Annotated in this window: 12 protein-coding genes; 3 read left to right on the top strand and 9 right to left on the bottom strand. The window is 34.6% G+C overall.

From position 1 onward, the window contains the following. Positions 1–129: 129 nt before the first annotated feature. The 4 genes from hemY to BFA01S_RS01015 form a co-directional block, all read right to left on the bottom strand. Positions 130–1,557: a protoporphyrinogen oxidase gene (hemY, locus tag BFA01S_RS01000; RefSeq protein WP_066224750.1), complete on the bottom strand. Its 1,428-nt coding sequence runs from the start codon at positions 1,555–1,557 to the stop codon at positions 130–132. 115 nt (positions 1,558–1,672) lie between these two features. Further along, complete coding sequence (gene hemH / locus BFA01S_RS01005; RefSeq protein WP_066224756.1) at positions 1,673–2,605, bottom strand: ferrochelatase; 933 nt, start codon at positions 2,603–2,605, stop codon at positions 1,673–1,675. A gap of 17 nt (positions 2,606–2,622) precedes the next feature. Further along, positions 2,623–3,678 (bottom strand): uroporphyrinogen decarboxylase, encoded by a 1,056-nt coding sequence (hemE, locus tag BFA01S_RS01010; RefSeq protein ID WP_066224759.1) that lies wholly within the window; start codon positions 3,676–3,678, stop codon positions 2,623–2,625. A gap of 316 nt (positions 3,679–3,994) precedes the next feature. Further along, entirely contained in the window at positions 3,995–6,133 is a 2,139-nt protein-coding gene (locus BFA01S_RS01015) for a transglycosylase domain-containing protein (protein ID WP_066224763.1), read from the bottom strand. Positions 6,134–6,274: 141 nt separating this feature from the next. Between BFA01S_RS01015 and BFA01S_RS01020 the strand changes: the two genes are divergently transcribed. Continuing rightward, positions 6,275–6,781, top strand: a complete 507-nt coding sequence (locus BFA01S_RS01020) for an antibiotic biosynthesis monooxygenase family protein (RefSeq protein ID WP_066224766.1) — start codon at positions 6,275–6,277, stop codon at positions 6,779–6,781. A 193-nt stretch (positions 6,782–6,974) separates the two neighbouring features. On the opposite strand, the gene BFA01S_RS01025 is transcribed toward BFA01S_RS01020, so the two are convergent. The 3 genes from BFA01S_RS01025 to BFA01S_RS01035 form a co-directional block, all read right to left on the bottom strand. Further along, positions 6,975–9,506, bottom strand: a complete 2,532-nt coding sequence (locus BFA01S_RS01025; protein WP_066224769.1) for a YhgE/Pip domain-containing protein — start codon at positions 9,504–9,506, stop codon at positions 6,975–6,977. 282 nt (positions 9,507–9,788) lie between these two features. Further along, positions 9,789–11,009: an ABC transporter permease gene (locus tag BFA01S_RS01030; RefSeq protein ID WP_066224772.1), complete on the bottom strand. Its 1,221-nt coding sequence runs from the start codon at positions 11,007–11,009 to the stop codon at positions 9,789–9,791. A 3-nt stretch (positions 11,010–11,012) separates the two neighbouring features. Then, positions 11,013–11,897, bottom strand: coding sequence for an ABC transporter ATP-binding protein (locus tag BFA01S_RS01035; RefSeq protein ID WP_066224775.1), 885 nt, complete (start codon positions 11,895–11,897; stop codon positions 11,013–11,015). 310 nt (positions 11,898–12,207) lie between these two features. Between BFA01S_RS01035 and BFA01S_RS01040 the strand changes: the two genes are divergently transcribed. Both BFA01S_RS01040 and BFA01S_RS01045 read left to right on the top strand, forming a co-directional pair. Continuing rightward, entirely contained in the window at positions 12,208–14,508 is a 2,301-nt protein-coding gene (locus BFA01S_RS01040) for a sensor histidine kinase (protein WP_066224778.1), read from the top strand. Positions 14,509–14,513: 5 nt separating this feature from the next. Further along, complete coding sequence (locus BFA01S_RS01045; protein WP_066224781.1) at positions 14,514–15,176, top strand: response regulator; 663 nt, start codon at positions 14,514–14,516, stop codon at positions 15,174–15,176. 81 nt (positions 15,177–15,257) lie between these two features. Here the strand turns inward: BFA01S_RS01045 and BFA01S_RS01050 are convergent, their stop codons facing one another. Together BFA01S_RS01050 and BFA01S_RS01055 are read right to left on the bottom strand one after the other, a co-directional pair. After that, the gene (locus tag BFA01S_RS01050) at positions 15,258–15,884 is read right to left on the bottom strand and encodes a phosphatase PAP2 family protein (RefSeq protein WP_066224784.1); all 627 of its coding nucleotides are present in this window, start codon (positions 15,882–15,884) and stop codon (positions 15,258–15,260) included. Positions 15,885–15,971: 87 nt separating this feature from the next. Further along, on the bottom strand, positions 15,972–16,682 hold the full coding sequence (locus BFA01S_RS01055; RefSeq protein WP_066224787.1) for an EcsC family protein: 711 nt from the start codon (positions 16,680–16,682) through the stop codon (positions 15,972–15,974). Positions 16,683–16,691: the final 9 nt, after the last annotated feature.

The following is a 16,691-nucleotide window of genomic DNA, read 5'->3' on the forward strand; positions in this document are numbered from 1 at the left end:
TGAACCGAACATAGAAAAGCCTGAGCCAAGCCCTTATAGTCCAGAGAAGTCATTAGTTCATCTTCCTTAAATTATACGTTCATTCTACTAAATTTGTACATATTTTCATAAAAAAAGCAGTGGACATATTTAATACTCCACTGCTTCCATTTTCATTTTATTACTTAAATATTGCAATACGTCATCCACAGCCGCTTTTCCCTGATCAATACAATCCGGTAATCCGACACCTTCATACGGAGCACCTGCTAAATATAAACCTGGATATTTTCCTCCAAGTTCGCTTTTCAGCTTTCTGACTTTCTCAATATGTCCGACATTATATTGCGGCATTGCCTGTTTCCAGCGGGAAACATAATAAAATTCAGGTTCTGCTGTTATTTCCGTTACTTTATTCAAATCTTTCAGTACAATTTTAAGGATTTCTTCATCTGATTTATGAACAATTTCTGAATCACCCGGTTTTCCGAAAAATGCCCGTAAAAGCAATTTATTTCCAGGTGTGGAATGCTTCCATTTTTTATGAACCCATGTACAGGCAGTAATTGTGAAATCAGCATTTCTTGAAATAACGAACCCCGTTCCTTCTTTATCCAGCTTCACTGTACCTTCTGGGAAAGCCATCGCAATATTTCCGACAGTCGTTGCTGGAATTTCCTTTAAATATTCAAAAATCGGCTCATTACTTATCATCTGAGGCACTGTGTAATGAGGTGATGTCATAACAATCGTATCCGCCATCTCTATCGTATTATCTTCGAATTTTAATTCATATTGCTCACCGATCTTTTTAATAGAGGCAACTTTGCAGTTTTTTAATACAGCCGTATGAGTTAATTTTTTTTCAACTCCAGCTACCAAAGACTCAAGTCCGCCCTTAAGTGTTAAAAAGATTCCCTTATTTGGCTTATGCTTTTGGCTGTTTACAGGTGTACTTTTTTTCATTCCTAAAATTAAGCTTCGATTCTCTTGTTCTACTTTGTAAAACTGCGGGAAAGTCGACATAAGACTTAGCTTATCGATATCACCAGCATAAATTCCTGATAAAAGAGGTTCAATTAAATTTTCCACAACTTCATTTCCGAGCCTTCTGCGAAAAAAATGACCTAAAGATTGATCATCTTGCGGCTTGCCTGCAGGTATAATGAAATCAGCAGCAGCCCTTGCTTTTCCTTGTAATGAGAATAGTTTTGAAGATATGAACGGAGATATTTTTGTAGGGATTCCCATTACCGCCCCAGCTGGAATTGGATTTAGTTCATCATTTACTAAAATAAATGAGCGGCCGACCGCATTATTCACAAGCTGGTCTCCTAAACCAACATCCTTCACTAACTGTGCCGCACTTGTTTTGCGTTCTAAAAAAGAATCAGGGCCTCTTTCAATAACGAAATCTTCATGTCTAATCGTTTGAATTTTTCCGCCTAATTTTTCATTCGCTTCCACTAATTTAATTTCAATAGGCAGATTCTTCTCAAGCATTTCCTTTTGTAAATAAAAAGCAGCGGACAGCCCTGTAATCCCTCCGCCAATAATGACAACTTTCTGCTTCGTCATTTCATCGCCTTCTTTTCTGTTAAGAAGACAGCGGAAGATATACACTGTCTTCATGAGATTTATATGCTGCAAAACCTAGAATGGAGTACCCATTCTAGGTTAGAAGTTTACTTTATTAATTAAGACGTTTTAATACGACAGTTGCTAAACAGTCAATAAATTCTGCTTGAGCATTTGGCATTTCCGGACGGTAGTATGATACACCAAGTTCCTCTGTTACTACTTTACATTCATAATCGTTGTCATACAGAACCTCAAGATGGTCAGCGATAAATCCTACTGGCACATAAACGAATGCACGGTATCCTTTTTCTTCAAAAAGATCTCTCGTTAAGTCTTGAACATCTGGCCCTAACCATGGTTCTGGAGTTTGTCCAGCACTTTGCCAACCAATTACATATTCTTTAATTCCAGCAGCTTCTGCAATTAAGTCAGCTGTTTCTTGCAATTGATCTGCATATGGATCACCGGCTGCAATAATTTTTTCAGGTAAACTGTGCGCAGAAACGATTAATACAGCTTTTTCTCTTTCTTCAACTGGCATACTTGCATATGTTTCTTTTAAACGGTCCGACCAGTAATTAATAAATTTAGGCTCTTTATACCAGTCTTCAACAGAAGTAATCGTTAAACTGCCGCCTAGTTTTTCAGCTTCCTGTTTTGCACGTTCGTTATATGATTTAATACTGAATGTGGAATAATGCGGTGCAAGTACGATACTTATAGCTTCCGTAATTCCATCATCATGCATATCTTTCACAGCATCCTCAACAAATGGTGCAATATGTTTAAGCCCTAAGTACATTTTGAACTCGATTTCGTCTTGAATTTCATTTAAATGCTGTTCAAGTTTTTCTGCCTGTTCCTGTGTAATTTTCGCTAATGGAGAAATACCTCCGATTGCTTCATAACGGTCTTTTAAATCTTGCAGGGCTTCAGGCGCAGGTTTGCGACCATGACGAATATGTGTGTAATAAGGCTCAATATCTTCCTCTTTATATGGCGTTCCGTAAGCCATTACGAGTAATCCCATTTTTTTCTTTGACATTTTTTTCACCTCTTGAATTATTTTCCTGCCTTCTTTTCTCTTGAGTAATCATGAATAAATGTTGTTAATCGTTTTAATACATCTGGACTAACGTCAGGGAATACCCCATGACCCAAGTTAAAAATATGACTGCCTTCTGCTAATCCTTGGTCTAAAATTTCTTTTGCTCTCTCTTCAATGACTTCCCAAGGTGAAAGTAATATAGCTGGGTCAAGATTTCCTTGTAATGTTTTTGTAAGCCCCATTGCACGAGCTTCTTTAACCGACAGTCTCCAATCAAGACCAACGACATCCAATGGAAGATCATGCCATTCTTTAGCAAGATGACTTGCACCGACTCCAAACGTAATTAAAGGTACATTTTCCTTGCGAAGTTCGCTGAAAATTCTCTCCATTGTCGGTTTAATAAAGACACGGTAATCTGCCACATTTAATGCACCGACCCAAGAATCAAAAATTTGGACTGCTTTAGCACCTGCATTAATCTGTGCTTTTACATATGTAATTGTCATTTCCGAGAGCTTATCCATTAAAGCAAACCAAGCTTTTGGTTCAGCGTACATAAATGCTTTTGTTTTATTATAATTTTTTGAAGGTCCTCCTTCAATCATATAGCTCGCTAATGTAAAAGGTGCGCCTGCAAAACCGATTAACGGTACGCGAAGCTGCTCTCTCGTTAGAAGTTTGATCGTATCAAGAACGTATGGAACATCTTGTTCCGGATTAATTTCACCGAGTTTTTCCACATCTTGTACTGAACGAATTGGATTATCAATAACTGGACCAATTCCAGCCTTAATTTCTACATCAACGCCAATTGCTGGAAGCGGTGACATAATATCTTTATATAAAATTGCTGCATCAACATCGTATTGTTCAACTGGCAATCTTGTTACATATGCACAAAGTTCCGGCTGATGAGTAATTTCAAATAAACTATACTTTTCTTTTATTTTTCTGTATTCTGGCTGCGAACGGCCAGCTTGTCTCATATACCATACTGGTGTATAATCAGTTTTTTCTCCTCGGCAAGCCCTTAAGAAAGTATCATTTATTTCTAACGACACAGACATGTAAAAAATCCACCTTTCTATGTAAACAATCCTTACAACTTTTAATAAATAAAATTAGTTTACTTTATCCCAGCCTTAACGCGCAATAAAACTCCCACTTCAAAATTCAGAGAATTCGAGGAAGCTAAGTGAGAGACCAACTGCGCGTAAAGATCCGATTGGTTCAACTAACCATCAGCGGAGGATAAAGCCCCCCATTGATGGAAGTTTCACTTTATAACAATTTTTAAATTATATTAATTCTATCATAACGTTTTCAAAATTAGTTGTATAGTGGACTCACATAAATGTCAATATTTCGACGAAAACAGACAGCCTATGATTTAGAATAGAGTGTCGGCTTTACGAGCTTTGTTCCTTTTCCTTCTTCTTTCGTTTGTACATTAAAAGGAACGATTTGATAAGCTGCATCAGAAAATACATTTACATATGGAATTTCATATGCACCTTCCCCTGTTACTGTCCCAACCAATCTTTTCTCCTCACTATCCTTTTCATAAATACGGTAGACGACACGTGGATCTTGCTGTGTCTCCCATTTCAACATAATCGTAAAGAGACCAAATGGCTTAAATGTGTAAGCAGCATCAAACTCTGAAATATCTCTTAATCGAATTGGCTCATCAAGATCTTTTACACCTTTTGGAACATTGAAAGCAAGATCTTTGTCCATATCTGCTTTACTTAATATATCCTTAAATAATTTAGTCGGATAAGAGCTTCCTTTTGTTAAATAATGATCCTTATCTGTTCGATCATAACCAATCCATACAGCACCTGTAACCTCAGAAGTATAACCGACAAACCAAGCGTCCTTGGTAGCTCCTTTCACATTTGGATAGGAAGTAGAACCCGTTTTCCCTGCCAGTTCGCCACTATACTTGCCAGCTTTAGCGGTGCCTTCTGTTACAACATGTTCTAACATCCTTGTCATATTCCATGCAGTCTGCCTTGAGTATACTTGACGTTCTTCTTTCTCTATTCGAGCAATTACTTTATTTTCTCTATCAACAATTTTCTTAATGACATATTGATCACTGTATAATCCATTTTCAGCAAATGTACGATAAGCATTTGCCAGCTGTATAGGCGTTACTCCTTTTTCTAGTCCCCCTAATGCAATGGCAAGTCCTTTATCATCGATATTCATTCCGGCCTTTTTCAAATATTCTTTGCTTTTATTTATACTAAGCTCGTTTAATGCCCATACTGCCGAAGCATTTTTCGAATGAATAATTGCATCAAACATCGTTATTTTCCCTGCATACTTTCCATCATAATTTCTCGGAGTATAACCGTTATAATCAAACGCCATGTCTTCTAATAAAGAATATGGTTCATACTTTCCTTCCTCCATAAGAGGTGCATAAACAGCAATTGGTTTGAATGTGGAACCAGGCTGCCTAGCTATATAGAGACGGTTCAAACCTTTGGGAACATAATTCCTTCCTCCAATAGCTGCTGCAACTCCCCCTGTTTTATTGTCTAATAAAATAAATGCCCCTTCGACATTATCATCCTTGCCTGGAAAATAGTCTCCCTCTTCAAATAATTCATATGCTGCCTTCTGAACAGATTCATTTAAAGGCACTGTTATCGTATAACCGCCTCTCATGAGCTCTTCATTTGAAAGGGAATACTTCTGTTTCGCCTCATCGAAAACCATATCAATATAAGTAGTCAGCCACTGATTTTTTTCATTTTCTTTTATATTTAAATTAATTGTCTTTCCTTGTGCACGAACAACATCCTCCGCAGAAAGGTATGCTTGTTTTCCCATTAGGCTAAGGACAGTATCTCTTCGCTCTTTACTTTTCTTCATATTTGCAACAGGAGAATAATTAGACGGAGCTTTTGGAATCCCAGCGAGCAATGCTCCTTCTGCCACTGTTAACTCTGAAGCATCTTTATTAAAATAAAAATTTGCTGCTGATTGAATACCATATGCCCCATGTCCAAAATACACTTGATTCAAATACATCTCTAAGATTTTTTCTTTGCTATAGCGATTTTCAAGATTTATAGCGATAATTGCTTCTTTTGTTTTTCTTAACAATGTTTTGTCATTCGTTAAAAATGTATTTTTCGCAAGCTGCTGTGTAATCGTGCTCCCGCCTTCGATACTCTCACCTGCCAGGAGGTCCTTAAATAGAGCTCTGCTAATTGACTTTACATCTAAACCATGATGTTCATAAAACCTTCTGTCTTCCACTGCTACAAAAGCTTGTTGAACATGTTCAGGAATATCTTTTAGACTAATTAAGTCACGATTTTCAATATAAAGCTTCGTGATTTCATTTCCACGTTCATCAACTAATCTTGATGTAGAATTCATCACTAGTTTTTTTTCATCAATAACATAATCCCCGAGGAAAATAATAAATAAATAAGCAATAAATGCGAGAAGAACAGGCATAAAAATAAGAACAGCTGTTAAAAGAACTTTTTTCTTCATTATTTTCACCTCTTTTTTCTTAGTATTGTTAAAAATAGGCATGTATATGTGTCATTCGTTTAAAAATTGGAAAAGTATCATATTAAATTGGTATAATTAAGCAACGCTTTATTTAAAATTTAAAACAAAGAGGTGGCTTGCATGAATTTCTTTATTACTTTTGGAACTGTAGATTATTTAAACAAAATTGCTGGAGAACATCCTAACGAAAAACTGCTTCTTATGTCAAGTACAGACAATGCAGTCCTTTTTCATGAAACAGAGGGAAGTACTATTTTTAAAGAGCCTAAAAAATATGAAGTAATTGATTCGGCTGGGGAAAATTTAGCTGGGGGCTTCGCCGTGCTGAATAATATTCCTGTTACACCGGAAGGCCGTCCGCTTTTTGAACATCGTTTCAAACAGCGTGCCCGCCAAATTGAACATGAACCGGGCTTCTCTGCAATCCGGGTTTTACGTCCGCTTAACAGCGATACCTATGTCATCTTAACTCTTTGGGACAATGAAGCTTCATTCAAAAACTGGCAACAGTCAAAAGCATATGAAAATGCGCATAAGAAACGTGATTCTGAAGATAGTGTAAAACAGCAGGCAATTTTCTCACAGCCTTCTTATGTGACAACTTTCTATGCTGTAGGAAACGAATAATATTTAATGAGGGTGTCCCAAAAGGGTAAAAATCAACTCTTTTCGGACACCCTGCTGTAAGGCCCTGTGATGAAAATTCAGTAAAATCAAGGATTTGGTGACAGGGCCTTTCGGCTTTTCAAACTTATCAGAGACTTATTGGACAGCTCCTTCTTTTCTGACAATATTTCCTCGGAAATGACAGCGTTCTTCTTTAATGTATGATTTTGCTTTTCTTTGCCGTTTCAGCTGTTCGCTGTACAAATTTACTTAATGGCTTTTTTAGTAAAACACCGAGAACAAATGCTAGAAAGAGAAATATAAGCAAGTACAGAATATCTCGAATAGCGATATTCAACAATACTCCTCCAACTGCTTCCCTTAATAAACTGATCGCATAGGTGAATGGCAGAAACGGATTAATTAATTGAAAAAACGATGGTGCGACCTGAATCGGAAAAGTTGCACCAGATCCGGATAACTGCAATACTAACAGCACTATTGCTAAAGCTTTACCAATATTTCCAAAAACTGAAACAAAAGTATAAATAATTGTCATAAATACGATACTTATTAAAATCGCAAAAAGAACGAATAGCAGTTTATCAGCAACATATGTGCCAAGTATATACATATCTCCAACCGTTACAATAACTGCTTGAAAAATACCTATCGTTATAAAAGTAAGAAGTCTGCCGAAATAAATATGGACACTTTTATATCTATCTGTATCTTCTACATCAAAACGAAGTAATGATGCAAGAATAAGCGCTCCAACCCATAAAGAAAGCGTAGAATAGAAAGGTGACATCGCAGAGCCATAGTTTGGAATCGGATATAAATTCTTTTCTTTCAAAAGAACCGGATGAGAGAGAAAATCACTTTCTGCCTGTATATCATTTTTCAGCAGCTCAATTAATTGTCCTATATCTTCCTTTGCTTTGAATTGCCGGATTTTATCTGCTGCATTTGCTAAAGAATCTTCAAATTCGGGCAGATCTTCACGAATTAAATTAGCTATTTTATGTACAGCATTTTCAACCTCAGGCAATTTTGTTTGTATGAAAGTAGAAAGCTTGCGAATATCTTCTTCTACTCCCTGTAAATCATGACGGACAAAATCAGCTGCCTTATGAATTTTCGGCTCTAATTTTGGAAAGTCGTGCTGCATAAAATCGGCAGCTTTGTTTACCCCATTTACAAGCTGATCCATCTGCCCTTCCATTTTCTGAACCGTACTGTGGACCTTTTCACTTAGATGCGGAAAATCTTTTCTTAATTTAGTCAATTGCTCTTCACTGTATTCGGCGGCTTGTCCCGTATCGCTTAAAACAGTTTTTATATTCGGAAGCGTCTCTCTTGCCTTATTGAGAATATCACTTGTGTTTTCCGCCTCTATTTGCATTTGATTAAGAGCTTTATTTATATTTAGAACAGTTTCTGAATCATAGTGAGATAGAAACTGATTCAATTTTTCAGCAGCTTCTGTTTTATCTCCCTGCCCACTAAAGACTGCTTTTACTTTATTTAAAGCTTGAATATCATTTGTCATTACTCCATTCTGTGAGTAACTGTTCAATGCAGTAAATAAACTTATTATATTATTAATAATATCAGTTGCAGTTCTGTTACTTCCTTCCGCATATGCCATCTGTTCAAGAAGGAGTAAATTTTGTTTTATAACAGGTGCTGTTTTCTGAAAAGCTTTTTCATTTTGTTTTAAAAATTCATATATGGCAGATGTATCACTTGCACCTTCATTCGTTAATTTCTCTATTTCGGGTAATGCCTGCTGTGCATCACTAATAATTTCCCCAGCATTTTCAGCATTTTCTAATGCTTTCTTAATCGTTTCTTCTATTGTATAAAAATTTTTATCTATCTCAATAATTCGATTTGCTGCCTTTTGAATTTCCGGAAGTCTTTCTTGAATAGCAATTATATTATCACCAGCTGCTTTAAGCTTCGGAAGATTTTGTTCAAGTATAATCATTTTATCTCCCGCCGCTTCCACTTCAGGCAAACGCTTCTCTAACTCCACTATTTTCTCGGCTTTCTTATGAATTTCCGGCAGCTTTTCCTCAAATTGCAAAGCTTTATCCGCCACATTTTCCAGCTCTGGCAAATGTTTTTCAAGCTCCAATATTCTATGCTCTATTTTACGAATAGTCGGAAGTTCTTTTTCTAGCTCGATTCCAACTTTATTGAATACTGTAAAAATTGCCTCAGAAGTTGTTTTTACAATATTTTTACTCACCTGTGCTACAATTCCTGTCGCACCACTCGCTGTTATCTTTGGAGCAATTGCATTGATTTTCTCATTTACACTGTAAATAATTTCAGGCTTCTCCGGGCTATCACTTAAAATAGTCGTAACCTTGTTTGAAAAATTGTTTGGAATTAAAATGCTTGCATAATAATCACCATGTGCTACTCCATGTTCTGCTTCTTCCTTGCTTACAAATTCCCACCCAAGCTTATTGCTTTTCTTTAAACTATCTACAATTTCAGTTCCAATATTAATCTCTTTCTTTATATCTCTAAGTTCGATTAATGCTCCAGCATCTTCATTCGTAACTGCAATGGGAATTCTTGACGTATTGCCGTAAGGGTCCCATCCCCCGATTATATTAACCCATGCATAAAGAGAAGGTAAGAACATTAAACCAATAATTAAAAATAATGCCATTGGAACTTTAAAAATATTCCGCCAATCTGTTTGATAAATATGTAAAATTTTTTTCACTTATAATCACATCATTTCATATATGAGTCTGATCATATTATGAAACAGACAGTGGTCCAATATGTGTAAAATGAATAAAAGCTATATTTATCTATTTTTGATAAACATAGCTTTCTTATAAATAAATATTTTATCTCAGCCTTAACGCGCAGTATGACTCCTACTTCAGATTTCTAAAAATTCGAGAAGCTAAGCGGGAGATTAACTTTCCGTAAAGGTCCGATTGGTTCAACTAACCATCAATAGAAGATGAGAAAAACCCTCACTGTTGGAAATTTCACTTTACTTTTTTGCAAACAGTTCGGTAAATGTTAACTTCTGATCGTTTTTAAGAATACCTTTTGGATAGATTTTTGCTGCTAATAAAGCAAATAATACAATGCTAGCTAACATCATTCCTATTGATAACATTATTTCAAACGGTACAGCAGTATCATTTATAATTCTTACCATTAGACTGATTGGAGCAGTAAACGGAATATAAGATGTAATCTCGGCCGCTACGCTGTCTGGATGATCAATCACTAAAACCATCTCCACAGCCAAGCTAGCCATTAAAATAATTGTAATAGGGATCGAAGTGCTTGATAATTCTTCAGGTCTGCTTACCATGGAACCAATAACAGCAAATAATGATGCATAAATAAAATAGCCAAGGATGAAGAAAATCAAAAAGTAAATTGTATAAGAAATGTTGAGCATCTCAATCAATGTTTCAGCAATAGAACCTGACGGGATATTAAAAATTTCCAATTTAGTAAATAGACCGATACTGCTGAAAAAAATAAATAATTGAGTTAAGCTGGCCAATCCAATACCGAGTACTTTTCCACACATCATCGGAACCGGTGATATTTTCGTAATCATCACTTCCATGACCCTCGATGACTTTTCTGCTGCAATTGCTGTAGCCACTGAATTTCCATATGTCGTTATTGCCAAATACATAATGCCTATTAGCAGATAAATAATAAAAAAAGAATTGGAGTCTGTATTACGAAGATGCTGCATATTAGGTTCAACCTGAACTGCAAGTGAACTCGCAATATCTAAGTCTATATTTTCTTCTTTTATCACTTGCTGAAAATAAATATCTTCTATAAAAAATTTAGTCTGTTGAATAAGTAAAGGTTCATTATTATTGATGTAATAATCCAATTGAATCGTCGAGGAATTGTCCCCCATTTTCAAAATAAATAAGCCATCCAGTTTCTTTTGTAAAATCTTCTCTTTATATTCTTCTATATTTGCAGGCTGTCCAAGCCGAAAAATATTATCTGTATTAAATTGCTGTAACTGTTCCTGCTTAATTTGAAAATGAGGGATAGTAGAAATGAAAACATAGTTTCCTTCCTTTTCATCACTTGAAAATTTCTCTATCAAACTTGGAAAAGCTAAAATACAAGCTCCCAGTAAAATTAATAAAATCGTTATCCATCCAAATGATTTAGTCCGTACCGATTGAAGATACGTTTGCTGAAGAATAATTAGAAAACTTCTCATTACTTATGCCCCCGTCTTCTCAATAAATATTTGATGTAAACTAGGTTCATTTAAAGAAATATTGCGAAGACCATAAAATTGCTCAATTTCCTGCAATAATTTTAATGGCTCCTCATTTTTATGTAATTTAATTGTATATATTTGATTTATTTCTTCATACGACAGCTTCTTTTCATTTAAAACAGCCTTAATATCTTTCTCGGCCTGAATATTTAAATAACGGTATCCATAGCTTTGTTTTATTTCTGATAGTAAACCAGATAAAACTATTTTCCCGTTCTTCATAATGCAAACCTGATCACAAAATGTCTCAACACTATCCATTTGATGACTGCAAAAAATAATTGTTTTTTGTTTTTTAATTAACTCTTTAACAACTTTTTTTAACATCTCAGCATTAACTGGATCTAATCCGCTGAACGGCTCATCTAAAATAATGAAATCAGGGTCATGGATCAACGTACTAATCAGCTGAATTTTTTGCTGATTTCCTTTCGATAGCTCCTCTGTTCTTTTCTTCATAAAAGTTGTCATTTCAAGTTTTTCTAACCAGTCTAATGCATGCTTCTTCGCGAATTTTGCAGGAAGCCCCTCTAATTTCCCTAAAAAAATTAACTGTTCAAGTACATTCATTTTTGGATAAAGCCCTCTTTCTTCAGGAAGATAGCCGATTGACAATTCCTTTTTAGAAAGAGGCTGTCCCTGCCAATGAATGGAACCGCTATCCGGCTTAATAATATCTAAAATCATTCTAATTGTAGTTGTCTTCCCTGCACCATTTCTTCCAAGCAAACCTAAAATATTTCCTTCCTCTAATTTAATATTCAAGTTTCTTACAGCTTGATACTGACCAAATGATTTGTTTAATTGCTTAATTTCAAAACTCATTTCATCCATCCCCTTTAGTTTTTTACAACATAAACAATAGCAACTGTTACTAGTGCAACAGCAATAGTTAGAACAATATTTTTAAATTTCATTTCTTTCTCTCCTCTCATTCATTAGCTCATCTTTATCATATATCGCAGTAGTTGAGTATTAGCCGTAATTCATATGTGGCATACCGCAATCTTTTTTCACCTTATTTAGTAAACTCAACAAAAACCTTTTATATTTTGATAGACTTTTTCAAACAAGGAAAATAGGTTAATATTTACTTATATTGATAAATTTTTCATTTAACTAACAGGGGATAAATATGAATATCAAAAAATCAACGATTATTTTCAGCTTAGTATTAATAAGCTTTATTTTTCTGCATGGATATATATTGATGATATTGGAAAAGCCTTATAGCGGGATTAGTGCCTCTTTAGATAGCAAGGGAAATTATGTTATTACAAAAATATCAAAGGTTGGATGGGTTTCATATACTGGGATACAGACAGGGGATACTCTAAAAGAAATGAATGGAGAAAAACTGAATTCAGACTCTTCTCCCACAAGGGAAGCATTTTCATTTGCAAAAGAGCTGGCAATTGAAAAGAACGGATTCCTCTCTTATTACAAAGCTTCCGGCATAAAATTGAAAAGTTCATTATATGAAATATATATACCAGTTATTTTTTCCATTTTAGTTTTACTACTATCTATTTTTATTTATCAAAAACATAGTCTGACTGCTAACTATTTAATAGGGTTTTTACTGGCGACTTCACTAAGTTATTCTTCTTCCGCTGCATCAGGACGCGGTGATTTCGGAGCTAAACTTATATTAGTTCTTTTAATTCAGCCTGGAGTACTGCTTTTCGTATATTTTTTATACTCTGTCTTTTTCGATAAACAAATTATTAAGGAAAGATTCCCGGCTTTCTTAAAAGTAACTACACTTCTTACTTTTGTAACAATTATGATTAATCTGTACAGTTTATTTTTTACTGCTGTCCATCAGGTCAGCTCAGTTACTCTTGTATCTTTTATTATAATTATTATTTACTCTATCTGTTTTTTAATTTATACATACATAAAGAAAAAAGACTCTGTTCATGAGCCTTTCCTTAAATGGATGATCGTTATTAAAGTGATTGCCTTTAGTCCATTTATCTTTTTTCATGCGATTCCCTATATTTTAGGATGGCCCTATTTAGTGGATGATATTGCAGGCCTGTTTTTATTCGTAATCCCTTTAGGCTATTGCTATTTATTAATGACTAAACAGCTTTTAGATATTGATTTCATTATCAGCAAAGGACGTTACTATGCTTTTTTATCACTTGTACCGACCTTTTTAATCTCTCTTTTAGTAACTGGAATAGCTAATCAAGATAATAATTCTTTCAGCCGTTTCTTACTAAATTTTATACTCATTCTCATTTTCAATATTTTATTTCTTTTCTTAAAAGAAAAAGTTGATTTCTCCTTTCGAAACCAACTTTTTCAAGATAAAACAAATTTGACACAAAGCATTGATCAATTCACTCAAAAGCTGTCTTCTATTATGAAGCAAGACGAGCTGGAATCGTTTTTTGTTCATGAAATTATAAAAGCTTTACAAGCTGAGAATATTATTTTAATAGATTATAACTTAGAAAACACCATACTTAGAACAAAAGAGGTATACGGTAATAATTTTAAAATATACAAACAAATAAAATGGATACTTCAAAATGATTCTGCTGGAACTCTTTTAGAGTATAAAGGATTAATCGGCATACAACTTTATAAAATTGGACAGCAAAAAACATATATTTGGATTGGACAGAAGAAAAATAACACTAGATTTAATATTAACGAAAAAACGTGGATGATTACGACTGCTAAATACGTTCGATTAGTCTATGAAAATTTATTTGCCGTCAACAGCCTTATTCAATCTTTAGAGAAACAGCAAGTCCAAGAACAATCAAGTTCAGCTTCTTTATCTAGACTGCTTTTCCAACTATCAGAAAAAGAGAGAAGAAAACTCGCCTCTGATCTCCATGATTCTGCTTTGCAGGACCAGATTATCTGGTATCGAAAGCTTGAAAACTTAATAACAGAAAATAAAGATCTTTCCAAAGAAACAGAGACTGAACTAAGTAAAATTAAAAATGGAATGGTAGATGTCATTAATCAAATACGCCATACTTGTAATGAATTAAGGCCAAATCTTTTATTAGAAGCCGGTCTAACCCAATCACTCCAAGAACTATTTTCTAATATCCAATTAAGAGTGAAATATACACTTGATTATGAATTCGATCAAATCCAAGATACATTTGATAACTTTAATACACCTATTTCTATTTACCGTATCCTCCAGGAATTGCTTAATAATGCAGATAAACATTCTGATGCAACAAATGTAGCAATACATATGTGGGAAGATAATCAACGGTTACACATTGACTACCGTGACAATGGAAAAGGTTTTAATTTGGAGATTTTCAATAAACAAACCAACCATATACATATGGGCTTGTCCGGTCTAAAAGAAAGAATTCTCAGTCTTCATGGAAAAGTAGAATTTATTTCTGCAGAAGGGCAAGGTTTGCAAGTACATATTACATTGCCGAGGTGAAACAATTGATAAAAATTTTAATTGTTGATGATCATCAAATTGTTGGAGAGGGAACGAAGAATATTATTGAACAGGAAATTGATTTTAATGTTACATATTTGATTGATGCTGAAGAAGCACTTTTATTAAGTAAAGCTTCTCCATTTGATATTTATTTATTAGACATGAATATGCCAAACTGCTCTGGACTGGAATTATCCCAGCTGATTTTAACTTTCCAGCCAGAAGCAAAAATTATCCTTTATACCGGATTTGAATACAGTTCCCAATTCAATTTGTTAATCGATTCAGGTATTAGCGGGATTATTAGTAAATCTGCTTCCCAGCAAGAATTAATCATGTCTATAAAAGCAGTATTGAATGGATATACCCTTATTCCCATTTCTTTATTACGCCAGTTACGGCTCTCAGAAATGACTGTTCAGACAAGTAACCCAAATCTTTTTTCTAAAAAACAGCTGAATATTTCAATCTCACAAAAAGAGTTGGAAATATTAGAAGGTATTTCAAAAGGAAAAAGTAACAAAGATATTGCTGAAGAGCTGTTTATGAGTGTCAGAGCAGTTGAATATAATTTAACTAAACTATTTAAAAAGTTAAAAGTCAATTCCCGTTCAGAAGCACTTGCTGAAGCAGTGAGAAAAGGAATTGTTAATGTTAATATATAAAGCTGATTGATTATACAGTTACAAAAGGAGCTGTCGTACCAGTCTTATGTTAAATGACTAATACGACAGCTTATCTTTTCATTAATTGTATTTTCCAGTTCTCTTATTCACTATAAAATCATAACAGCTTTGCAAAATAATAAGCAATATGCCACCGGCTGCAAATCCACCGATAATATCTGTAAAATAATGTTCCCCTTCAGTTAAACGACTTACTCCAATTAATAATAAAATGATAAGAGCAATAATAAAAACAATGTTTCTTCCTGTTTTAGACTGAATTTTATTAGCTATAAAATAAGCAATAAATCCGTATAATACAATCCCAATCATCGCATGACCGCTCGGAAAACTGAATCCATCTACCTCATGTCCCGGAATAACCGGTCTTTCTCTTTCAATTATCCCTTTCAAAAACTTATTAGAGACATTTGCTAAAAAGACAGCGATGAAAATTGTAAGTGGCTGCCAAAAACTTTTATAAAGAAAAGCAAAAATGATGATGGATAAAACAAGAGAAATAATAATTCCTTTCGTTGAACCAAGTAAGCCGATAAAACTTAAAACAGTTAAGATTGTTTCTTGATTCACGGCTTCGAATATATTGCCTGCTGTTTCATCCATCGCTGCAATAGTTTCCGTGTGTACCGTAAAAATAAGTGTAAATAAAATACTAAGCAAAAAGAAAGTAATATATACTTTTTTCAAAACTGTACCTCCGAACGATAAATTTCCTACATCATTATATTACTTCCTTCCAATCAAAAAAAGGTCTGACTTCTCTTTCATAAGAAGTCAGACCTTTTGCAGCATTCTTAACCGGTAACTATTCATCGCATATTCACCTAAATGCTGTAATAATTTAAAATTAGCAACACCACCAACAACCGCTCCAATACCAGGCATGAGCTGCAGCATTTTCACAAGATCAATATGATCCCGGTACTCCTGCTGAAAAGCCCGCCAATCAACCTCTTTTAGCTCATCCTTACACTCATCCCAGTTTTCAATCGTTTCCAACAGTTCTTCACGGTATCCCTCACTTGAAAATGCTAGCTGAAATACATGGAGCAGGAAAAGCCTTTCCTCATATTCCTTCGTATCAAATCCGTAAATACTTGCTGTCTCAAATAAAAATTTCATTTTGATACTTAATAATAGCGGGAAGTCTGCCATGCCAAGAAAGATTCCACCTGCACCTGTCCCCGCTCCTTCTACCGCAGCTATCTTCTGAAAATGTTTCATGGATTCTTTTACAAGCTGCTCTCGTTCCTTGAAAGTAAGATTGGCAACATCTTTATTGAAAATGATAAGATTGGAACCTACAAGTGTCGCCTCCACCATTTTCTTAATACTTTCCGTTACAATACCGTGAACCTTTTCCGGTATATATCCGTTTATTTTTACTTGTGCCTTTTTCGCTGTCCGCTCGAAAAAAGATGACCGTCTAAGAAGCTGCTTCTTCCACTTCACTACTTCTTCCATTACTTCGTTTTCGTAATTCATTCATCACTC

The sequence above is a fragment of the Metabacillus fastidiosus NBRC 101226 genome (assembly GCF_001591625.1).
Taxonomy (GTDB): domain Bacteria; phylum Bacillota; class Bacilli; order Bacillales; family Bacillaceae; genus Metabacillus; species Metabacillus fastidiosus.

Excerpts from the sequence above, each read along its gene's own strand:
- hemY (WP_066224750.1), bottom strand. The coding sequence starts at position 1,557 with ATGACGAAGCAGAAAGTTGTCATTATTGGCGGAGGGATTACAGGGCTG.
- hemH (WP_066224756.1), bottom strand. The coding sequence starts at position 2,605 with ATGTCAAAGAAAAAAATGGGATTACTCGTAATGGCTTACGGAACGCCA.
- hemE (WP_066224759.1), bottom strand. The coding sequence starts at position 3,678 with ATGTCTGTGTCGTTAGAAATAAATGATACTTTCTTAAGGGCTTGCCGA.
- BFA01S_RS01015 (WP_066224763.1), bottom strand. The coding sequence starts at position 6,133 with ATGAAGAAAAAAGTTCTTTTAACAGCTGTTCTTATTTTTATGCCTGTT.
- BFA01S_RS01020 (WP_066224766.1), top strand. The coding sequence starts at position 6,275 with ATGAATTTCTTTATTACTTTTGGAACTGTAGATTATTTAAACAAAATT.
- BFA01S_RS01030 (WP_066224772.1), bottom strand. The coding sequence starts at position 11,009 with ATGAGAAGTTTTCTAATTATTCTTCAGCAAACGTATCTTCAATCGGTA.
- BFA01S_RS01035 (WP_066224775.1), bottom strand. The coding sequence starts at position 11,897 with ATGAGTTTTGAAATTAAGCAATTAAACAAATCATTTGGTCAGTATCAA.
- BFA01S_RS01040 (WP_066224778.1), top strand. The coding sequence starts at position 12,208 with ATGAATATCAAAAAATCAACGATTATTTTCAGCTTAGTATTAATAAGC.
- BFA01S_RS01055 (WP_066224787.1), bottom strand. The coding sequence starts at position 16,682 with ATGAATTACGAAAACGAAGTAATGGAAGAAGTAGTGAAGTGGAAGAAG.